Genomic DNA, 1,191 nt, shown 5'->3' on the forward strand with positions numbered 1-1,191 from the left:
AACGCTATTTTCAAATAAATAGTTGATGTACCCGAACAAGTACATCAAGTTAATATCTATAACTTATCATGACTTCAGTTGAGGTGATGATATGCTCGTTAATCAGAATTTCCTGAATTCTTTATCTCCTGTCGAAATTGAATTCATTCGTGTTGGTTTAGAAAAGCTATTCAGAGAGAAAGTAAACTGTACGACAACAAATTACGAGAATCTCTCTTTGCATGTTGAGAAATGTCCTCATTGTGGTTCAACTCACTTTGTTAAGAATGGCTTTAACCCACATAATCGTCAGAAATACAGATGTAAAAAATGCAAATCTGTTTTTATGGCAACAACAGGTACGATGTTTACTCATTCCAGAACAAGCTTTGATATCTGGACTACTTTTATCTCTGGCGAGCTTAACGGAATGACTCTGACTCAGCATAGTGTAGCTACAGGCTTATCAGTTACTACCTGCTTCAACATGCGTCACAAGTTATATCAGGCTGCAGCAAAGATTCAGAATAATGTGGTCTTAAGTGGAAATGTTGAATTGGATCCTACTTATACCAAAATCAACCTGAAAGGGACCAGGAAGGATAAAATGCCAAGATTCAGCAAACAGCGTGGAAAGCATCGCCGTCATTCAACCAAGCGTGCTTTACCTGGCACCAGCCATCACAAGATCTGCCTGGTAACAGCTATTGATGAGCATGACAATATTCTCTTTAAAATTGGAGGATTAGGCAGAGAGAGTGCAGAAATTCTGAATCAATACAGCTCTCACTTCGCAGCGCATTCAACAATTATCAGTGATGACAGCCATAGCATTCAAACTTTCGTGGGCGATAATCACTTCAACAGTGACATTATTCCATCTAACGGTTATTTAACACCAAAGGGCAATACAGTATCTGAAGTAAACGAGCTTCACTCTGAGCTAAAAAACATGATCAGGCAGAAACATGGTATCAGCACAAGACATCTCCAGGGTTATTTGAATTGGATCGTCATGAAGAAATATTTAAAGTACAGGCTGGACATGCGCAAATGGAAATCAGAAGCATACATGGAAACAATGTTTGAACAGATTCCATTTACCTGTGCGGAGATCCCAAAGCTTAAAATGCCAATTAACCTCTATGAGGCATATAGCTCATGATATTTTGGTGTTTACAGCCTCATCAACTAAATCTTTGAAAATAGCGT

1 protein-coding gene is annotated in these 1,191 nt (G+C 38.5%); it reads left to right on the forward strand.

From position 1 onward, the window contains the following. Window positions 1-91 precede the first annotated feature (91 nt). Window positions 92-1,144, forward strand: a complete 1,053-nt coding sequence (locus MOZ60_RS11520; protein WP_370596794.1) for an IS1595 family transposase — start codon at window positions 92-94, stop codon at window positions 1,142-1,144. Window positions 1,145-1,191: the final 47 nt, after the last annotated feature.

Origin of the sequence: Grylomicrobium aquisgranense (assembly GCF_033971865.1) — a bacterium.
Classification (GTDB): domain Bacteria; phylum Bacillota_I; class Bacilli_A; order Erysipelotrichales; family Erysipelotrichaceae; genus Bulleidia; species Bulleidia massiliensis.